Below are 7,846 nucleotides of genomic sequence, written 5' to 3' on the forward strand. Positions count from 1 at the left end.
CGGCCAGCTCCAGGTGGCCGCCGCGGACGAGGTGCGCCCGCACCTGTGCCGCCGGAGTGAGCGTGCGGTGCGTGAGCAGCACGCCCAGCACGGCGGACACCGGGTCCTCCCCCGTCGCGGTCGCCTCGCGCAGCCGGCCGGCCCAGACGCCCAGGGTCTCGTCGTGCGTGTCCAGCGCCGCCTGGGTGAAGGCGTCGCTCCACTCCCGCAGCGTCTCCGGACCGTCCTCGCCGGCGTCCACGGCCTCCGTCAGGGCCTCGGCCAGCGCGCCACCGGGGTGGGCGCAGAGCCGGTGGTACATCTCGTCCAGCCGGTGACAGCGCCACCGGGCGTCCTGCCGGTGCCCGTCGTCGGGGAGGTTCCGTTCGATATCGGCGGCCCAGGCGGCGTGCGCGTCGGCGAGCCGCAGATGGACCGCCGTCCAGCCCCTCGGGGACCGGGCACGCTCGCGCCGCACCATCCCGGCGCGCACGACGGCGTGGTACCGCTTGAAGTCGCCGCTGCCGCTCACGAACGGCTGTCCGCACAGCCATTCCCACAGCCCGCGCCCCTCTTCGGGCACCACGGCGGCGAAGACGTCCGCGTTGAGCCGGGGCGCCAGCGCGCAGGTGAGGACCACCTCCCGGCGCAGCGGATCGGCGATCCACCGCACGAACCGTTCGACGGCGGTGTCCACGGAGTCCCCGTCCGCGTCGACCGCGGCCGCGCTCTCCGGCCGGGCCAGGGCGAGGATGTCGGCCAGCAGCGGCAGCCCCATGGACAGCCGCGCCACCGCCTCGACGGTTCCCGGTTCGGTGACCCCTCGCCGGGCGAGCAGTTCGCGGGTCTCCTGCTCGGTGAACGCCTCCAGGGGCACGTCCCGCCCCTGGGCCGCCATGAGCCCGCCCCACTCCCGTGTCAGGTCGTCGCGGCCCGCGAGGACGATCATGACGTTGACGGGCAGGGGCCCGAACCCGTCGCAGAGCATCGCCCGCAGCCACGCGTCGAGGTGACGGCCGGTCTGCTCCCAGGTGTCCAGGAAGAGCACCACCCACGGGTGCTCCGCGCAGAGTTCGTCCAGCGTGGCGACGAACTCCCGGCTGACCGTGTCGCGTTCGGTGCCGCGCCCCCGTGCCCTGCGGTTGCGCACCCGGTCGAAGGCATGGTCCATGCCCTCGGCCACCGCGTCCGGGTCGACCATCGTGGCGATGGCCCCGCCGCCCGGCAGCAGGGCGGTGGTGCCGCCGACCACGGCACGGGAGATCGCGCGGCTGGTCACCGAAGGGCCGTCGTCGGCCGCCCCGTCGAGGTCGGTCGGCCGCGCGGCCGCCTCCCGCTCCCGGCGGCACTGCTCGACCGCCCGGTCGAACGACTTCAACGGCCGGGTCTGCGCCGCGAGTTGGCGGGACAGCGCGACCATCGCCGACAGCACGCCGTGCACGTCGTTCTCGTCCACCACGGCGGTGACGGCGCCCGCCTGCCGGGCCGCCTCCCTCCACTGCCGCAGCAGTGTCGACTTGCCGACACCACCCACACCGCGCACGTGGAAGAGGTACGCCGCCGGATCCGTCGGCGACAGGGGGTCCTTCGCGAGGTTGCGGGCGAACATCGCCACCTGCTCGCGTCGGCCCACGAACCGGTCCAGCGCGCGCGTCGCGATCAACTCCCCGCGCGACGGTCGCCGTTGCGGTCTCGGCATGTGCCTTCCTCCCTCGTTCGGCCGCTGGGTACGACGCCCGGCGGGCGTCATCGGTTGCCCCGGTCCCTGCCCCGCGGAAGCAGGTTCTCCTCTGGCTCCTCGTCCGGTGTCCGAGGGACGTGCTGCCGGACCCGTGGCCGGCCGTCGGCGGCGACGCGTTCGTCGACGCACTGCCCGCGAGTGATCGACCGTCCGCCGCCGGAGGTCACGCCCCGGACGGCCCACCCGGGCGTGACCGATGGCGGCCGTGATCGTTCCACCCGGCATGCGATCACTTACACATCTGCGCCGTTCCGGAATCGCCCTGCTCTGCGGGCTGGCCCTCACCACGGGCCTGTCGTCCACCGCGTCCGCCGCGTCCGTCACCGCCCCGGCCGTTGCCGCCGCGAAGGGTGAGTTCCACTGGATCGGCGCGAAGAGCAGGCCCTACTTCGTGGAGAACCCGCCCGGTGGCCAGTGCCTCGCCATGGCCGAGAAGGGCCGCGCCGCCAACAACCGCACCTCCTCCACGGCGACCGTCTACGCGGGCAAGAAGTGCAAGGGCGCGTCCAAGCGCCTGGCTCCCGGGCAGCGGGCGCCGAAGGGCTTCACCTTCGCCAGCGTGCGCTTCGGCAGCTGACCCTCGGACGGCGGACCGAACCCTCGGGCGGTTGACCCGCCCACGGGCGGCCGGCCGAACCCCCCGGGCGGCCGGCGCAGGCGTCCCGGCCGCCCCTCCCCCGGGCCGGTCAGCCGAAACCGCGGTGGTCCGCCCAGAGGGCTCCGGCGCGGGTGGCGGCCGCCGCGATCAGCTCGGTGAGTCCGGGACGGTCGCCCGGCACGGGGAACGAGACGTACGTGCCGCGGCCGCCCTCCGTCGGCCGGCCGTAGGCCTTCGCCGCGAGTGTGCCGTCCGGCAGGAGGCGGATGTTCAGCGTGGACAGGGTGAACTCCTGGCCGCGCCGGGTGTCCGTCCAGCGCAGTTCCTCGGGCACGGTCACGTTGATCGCCAGGGCGCTGACGTCGAGGGCGTGGTCGCGGTACCGGTCGTCGCTCATACGGTGACCCTTCCCTGCCCGGTGAGGCCACCGGTGAGGCCACGGAGGACCTCCTCGAAGGCGGTGCGGGTGGCGGCGTCCCGGGTGCGGTCGAGCACGCCGAACACGACGTGGGCGAACCGCCCCTCGAACCGTGCGCCGGGTGCCAGCAGGGCGCGGAAGGCGTCGGCGACCTGGGCCGGGTCGTTCATGAAGACGCCGCAGCCCCAGGCGCCGAGCACCAGCCGCCGGTAGCCGTGGGCCGCCGCCGTCTCCAGCACCCGCTCGGCCCGGGAGGCGAGCGCCCCGGGGATCTCGCCGACCCGGTCGGGGGCGGTGCGGGCGATCACTCCGGCGTTGGGTGCGGCGGCCGTGAGGAAGCCCGCCCGGTACGGCTCGTCGAGCAGCCGGCCGCGGTCGTCGCGGAAGACCGGGACGGCCGGGGAGTGGATCACCCGGTCCGAGTAGAACGGACTGCGGTCGGCACGGTGGTGCCCGTAGTACTCGGGAGCCCGCAGCAGGCACGTGTAGAGGGCCGAGCCGCGGCACAGCGCCTCCTCCTGGGCCTGCGCCCCGTTGAGGTAACCGCCCCCGGGGTTGCGGGCCGAGGCGAAGTTGAGCACGGCGACCGGGTCGTCCCCGCTCCGGGCGAGGCGGTGCGCGGCCTCCAGACTGCTCTCGGCGGTGACCTCGACGTGGGTCCTGACCGCCGCCGCGGCCGGTACGGGCACCGGATCGGGTCCGGCGGTCCGGGTCCCCTCGCGGGCGGCGCGCACCGCTTCCGCGATGTCGACCGTGCGGCCGTCGCCGGCGCGGTACGACCCCGCCGCCACGATCTCCTCGTTCGCGCGGGCGATCCCCCGCAACCGGGCACTCATCGGATGTGCCGTCCCTCCTTCCGGGCGGAACGGTCCCCGCCCCCGGGATGGGCACAGTAGCCGCGGCCGGCCCCGGCCTCCCACCGCTTTTCCCGGTGGCCCGCCGGTACGCGGGCGGCCACCGGCCCGCACGCCGGAAGGCCCGGCGCCCGCGCTCCCCGTGCGGGGATGCGGGCACCGGGCCTTCCGTTGCTCCGGCCGGGCGGCCGGCGCGTCAGATGAGACCCTGCGCGAGCATCGCGTCGGCGACCAGCTCGAAGCCGGCGATGTTGGCGCCGACCACGTAGTTGCCGGGGCTGCCGTAGCGCTCGGCGGTGGTGTAGCAGGAGTCGTGGATGTGGCGCATGATCTCCGCCAGCCGCTCCTCGGTGTGGGCGAAGGTCCACGAGTCACGCGAGGCGTTCTGCTGCATCTCCAGCGCGCTGGTGGCCACGCCGCCGGCGTTGGCCGCCTTGCCGGGCCCGAAGGCGACGCCGGCCTCCTGGAAGACGCGGACCGCCTCGGGCGTGGTGGGCATGTTGGCGCCCTCGGCGACCGCCTTCACGCCGTTGCGGACCAGGGCGACGGCGTCGGCCTCGTGCAGCTCGTTCTGGGTGGCGCAGGGCAGGGCGACGTCCACCGGGACGCTCCACAGGCCGGCGCCCGGGACGTAGGTGGCGCTGTCGCCGCGGGCCTCGGCGTACTCCGAGACGCGGCCGCGGCGGACCTCCTTGATCTCCTTGAGGAGGTCGAGGTCGATGCCCTTCTCGTCGACGACGTAGCCGCCGGAGTCGGAGCAGGTGACCACGGTCGCGCCGAGCTGGTGCGCCTTCTCGATCGCGTAGATCGCGACGTTGCCGGAACCGGAGACGGCGACGCGCTGCCCGGCGAGGGAACCGCCGCGGCTGCGGAGCATCTCCTGGGTGAACAGGACGCAGCCGTAGCCGGTCGCCTCGGTCCGCGCCTGGGCGCCGCCCCAGCCCAGGCCCTTGCCGGTGAGGACGCCGGACTCGTAGCGGTTGGTGATGCGCTTGTACTGGCCGAACAGGTAGCCGATCTCGCGGCCGCCGACACCGATGTCACCGGCGGGCACGTCGGTGTACTCACCGAGGTGGCGGTGGAGCTCGGTCATGAAGGACTGGCAGAACCGCATGATCTCGGCGTCGGAGCGGCCCTTCGGGTCGAAGTCCGAGCCGCCCTTGCCGCCGCCGATGGGCATGCCGGTGAGGGCGTTCTTGAAGATCTGCTCGAAGCCGAGGAACTTCACGATGCCGAGGTTCACGGACGGGTGGAAGCGCAGGCCGCCCTTGTACGGGCCGAGCACGCTGCTGAACTCGACGCGGAAGCCGCGGTTCACATGGATGTCGCCGGCGTCGTCGGACCACGGCACGCGGAAGATGAGCTGCCGCTCGGGCTCGGCCATCCGCTCGATGATGCGGGCCTCGACCAGCTCGGGCCGCCGCTCGAGCACCGGGCCGAGGGTGTCCAGAACCTCGCGCACGGCCTGATGGAACTCGTTCTCGCCCTGGTTGCGACGGAGAATCTCCGCGTACAGCGACTCGATGACGCGCATGTGCAGCCCGTGACCTTCCGTGGTCGGAATGATGTCGTGCGCCCCGTCCCGGGGGCGCCAGAGGTTCCCCTCGCCCTTGAGGACGCCGCCGGGACACCTCCCGAGAGCCGGGGATGTCTCACTCGTGCGACGCGCAGAACCGTTGTTGCTTCTCCATTCTCCCAGTCCTCACCCATGACCCGTTGGTCGTATCCACATGGCGGACATCACCCACCGCTCAGCGGTCACTGTGGGTGACGCGCGTCACGCGCACCGTCGTTTCCGGCTCCACTCCAGGTCACCACGGGTGGTTTCGCTCCGCCATCGGGCGCTCACCCCGCTACGCCGTGTGCCACCAGGGCCCAGCAGTGCGCGGCCAGGGCCGCCGCGCACAGGAGCGTGCGCGCGTGGTTGGCGCGGACCCAGGGGCGCTCGAACGCCCGCCGCGCGAGGGCGGGTTCGGTTGACCCCCGCGCCTGTCCCGCTGCCTCCAGGGCGTTGTTGAGCGGGATGTTGACGCGGGCGGTGAGGACCACCGCGGCCAGGTAGAGCGCGGTCGACACGGCGATCGCGGCGAGGGCGGCGCGGGACCCGGGCCGCAGGGCGAAGAGGACGAGGGCCAGTGCGTCGAGCAGGATCGTTCCGACGTATCCGAGCAGGAACCACCCGTTGAGGATGGCGGCGTTGATCCGGCGCATCACCGTCACCAGTGTCCGGTCGTCGGCGCGCGCCAGTCCCGGCATCACGGCGATGGAGAAGCCGTAGAACAGGCCGGCGACCAGGCCGGTGGTGACGGTCGCGGCGATCAGTACGAGCGACATGGTGGTTTCCACGCTTCGTTCCCCCTGGCCCTGCGGATGCTTTTCCGACATGTGTCGCCCGGCGCCCGCCCGGGCGGCGGGCGGGTGGCGGCGGGCGGACCGCTCCTACGGCCGCAGCCGCGCCAGCGCCCCGGTCTCCAGCGCGGCCCAGACCTCGCCGTTCGGCCCCACGCTGATGCCGTGCGGCTCGGCGGAGGGCGTGGGCAGGTCGTACTCGCGGACCTCACCGTCCGCGGTGACGCGGCCGATGCGGTTGCCCGCCCACTCGGTGAACCAGCACTCCCCCGCCGGGGTGGCGGCCACCGCGTGCGGGCGGCAGGCGGGGTCGGGCAGCGCGAACTCCTCGATCTCCCCGTCGGGCGTGATGCGGCCGATGCGCCCCGCCCCGATCTCGGCGAACCACAGTGCCGTCCCGTCACCCGTGATCCCCACCGGCGCCGCGCCGGGCGTGGGCAGCGGGTGGAGGGTGACGGTTCCGTCGACGGTGATCCGGCCGATGGCGTCGGCCTGGTTGAGGGTGAACCACAGGGCCCCGTCGGGACCGGCCGCGATCGCGCCGGGGAATCCGCCCCGGACGGGGATCGGGAACTCGGTGATCACGCCGTCGGTGGTGATCCGGCCGATGCGGTCCGAGTTCATCAAGGTGCACCACAGCGCGCCGTCGGGGCCGGCGGCGATGCCGTAGGGTGCGCCGGTCGGGGTGGGCACGGGGAAGGAACTCGTCGTGCCGTCGACCGTGACGCGCCCGATCCGGTGGTCCCGGTTGCGGGTGAACCAGAGGGCGCCGTCCGGGCCCGGGGTGATGGCCATGGGCGCGCACTGCGCTCCCAGCGAGTACTCCGTGACCTCGCCGTCGGGGCCGAGACGGCCGACGTGACCGCTGTGCACCAACGTGAACCACAGGGCGCCGTCGGGGCCGTGGGTGATGCCGTAGGGGCCCGCGTCCCGGGCGGCGACGGCGAACTCCCGGACGTCCGGGGCGCCCGGTCCGGCCGCGGCGGTGGGGTCGGACGGATGCACGGCGGCTCCCGGGGCAGGACGGGTCGGACGGTACGGGCGCACCTTGCCTTCCGCTCCGGTCCGCACGCAACCGTTTTCCCCTCCGGGCGGCCCCTCGCACGTCCGGCGCCCCGGCCTCACGTCACCCCTTCTCGGCCAGGGTGTGCGCCACGAGGGCGTTGGCGTGGCCGTGTCCGAGGCCGTGCTCGTCCTTCAGCCAGGCGACCAGCTCCATGTGCCGGGTCAGCGGCGACGTGCGGATCAGGTCCTTCCACTCCGCTATCGGGCGGCCGTACTTCTTCTCGATGGAGGGGAAGTAGCTGGCGGGGCCCTTCACCGGTGCGGTCATGGGGGTGTCTCCTGTCGTCGCGTGCCTGCTTCCTCAGGCGTTCACCGGTAAGGACCGGGGGCGCCGGGAAAACTCATCGGCCGTCAGCTGACGGATGCACAGAGCGAACTCGCCGCACCTGTACGGGCGTCCGCGCGCACACCGGGGCGAAAACGCCCGTGCCGCCGCGACCGTGATCTCGCCCACGGCGTGAAGGTGAGCCTGGTCACAGCCGGGCCGCCCGGCCCGGGCGGTCGCATCGGCTCGATCCCGCCCCCATAAGATCGGCTACGGCCTAGGCTGGTCCCACCCCCCAGGACGGCGCCCTGCGTGAGGTGCGCGGGACGTCAGGCCGAGCCGGTGAACCGACTCGGCCACCACCACATGCCCGGCTCCCGGCCCCAGGCCGTCCACGAAAGCAGACCCGTGTTCCAGGAAACGCCCATCTACAACCGCCTGGTCGCCGAGCGCGGCGACATCCCCGTCCAGGTACGGGGTGAGGCCGAACGCATACACCGCAGTCTGACACCCCTGCTCGGACCGCCGCCGCCGCCGCCGCCGAGCGTGCCCGCCCCCGCGTGGCAGCCGCAGGGCG

General features: G+C 73.7%; 8 protein-coding genes. 1 reads left to right on the top strand and 7 read right to left on the bottom strand.

Annotated elements, in window-relative coordinates; all coding sequences use genetic code 11:
* On the bottom strand, positions 1 to 1,678 hold a 1,678-nt coding region (locus tag HW445_RS12355; protein ID WP_180221073.1), incomplete at its 3' end, for an ATP-binding protein.
* 265 nt (positions 1,679 to 1,943) lie between these two features.
* Here HW445_RS12355 and HW445_RS12360 point away from each other — a divergent pair.
* Positions 1,944 to 2,297, top strand: a complete 354-nt coding sequence (locus HW445_RS12360) for a hypothetical protein (RefSeq protein ID WP_180221074.1) — start codon at positions 1,944 to 1,946, stop codon at positions 2,295 to 2,297.
* A 109-nt stretch (positions 2,298 to 2,406) separates the two neighbouring features.
* Here HW445_RS12360 and HW445_RS12365 read toward each other — a convergent pair whose 3' ends face one another.
* From HW445_RS12365 to HW445_RS12390, 6 genes are all read right to left on the bottom strand, one after another.
* Complete coding sequence (locus tag HW445_RS12365; protein ID WP_180221075.1) at positions 2,407 to 2,715, bottom strand: hypothetical protein; 309 nt, start codon at positions 2,713 to 2,715, stop codon at positions 2,407 to 2,409.
* The gene (locus HW445_RS12370) at positions 2,712 to 3,572 is read right to left on the bottom strand and encodes a TIGR02452 family protein (RefSeq protein WP_180221076.1); all 861 of its coding nucleotides are present in this window, start codon (positions 3,570 to 3,572) and stop codon (positions 2,712 to 2,714) included. Before HW445_RS12370 ends, HW445_RS12365 begins: the two co-directional genes overlap by 4 nt.
* A 214-nt stretch (positions 3,573 to 3,786) precedes the next feature.
* A complete protein-coding gene (gdhA, locus tag HW445_RS12375; RefSeq protein WP_151770622.1) occupies positions 3,787 to 5,124 on the bottom strand; it encodes an NADP-specific glutamate dehydrogenase in 1,338 nt (445 codons plus the stop codon).
* A 311-nt stretch (positions 5,125 to 5,435) separates the two neighbouring features.
* Positions 5,436 to 5,924, bottom strand: a complete 489-nt coding sequence (locus tag HW445_RS12380) for a DUF1772 domain-containing protein (protein ID WP_257231028.1) — start codon at positions 5,922 to 5,924, stop codon at positions 5,436 to 5,438.
* Between the two features lie 105 nt (positions 5,925 to 6,029).
* Positions 6,030 to 6,944 (bottom strand): virginiamycin B lyase, encoded by a 915-nt coding sequence (locus HW445_RS12385; protein WP_180221078.1) that lies wholly within the window; start codon positions 6,942 to 6,944, stop codon positions 6,030 to 6,032.
* Positions 6,945 to 7,065: 121 nt separating this feature from the next.
* Positions 7,066 to 7,272, bottom strand: a complete 207-nt coding sequence (locus tag HW445_RS12390) for a DUF4287 domain-containing protein (protein WP_180221079.1) — start codon at positions 7,270 to 7,272, stop codon at positions 7,066 to 7,068.
* Positions 7,273 to 7,846: the final 574 nt, after the last annotated feature.

Source organism: Streptomyces sp. UH6 (genome assembly GCF_013421635.1).
Lineage (GTDB): Bacteria > Actinomycetota > Actinomycetes > Streptomycetales > Streptomycetaceae > Streptomyces > Streptomyces abyssomicinicus.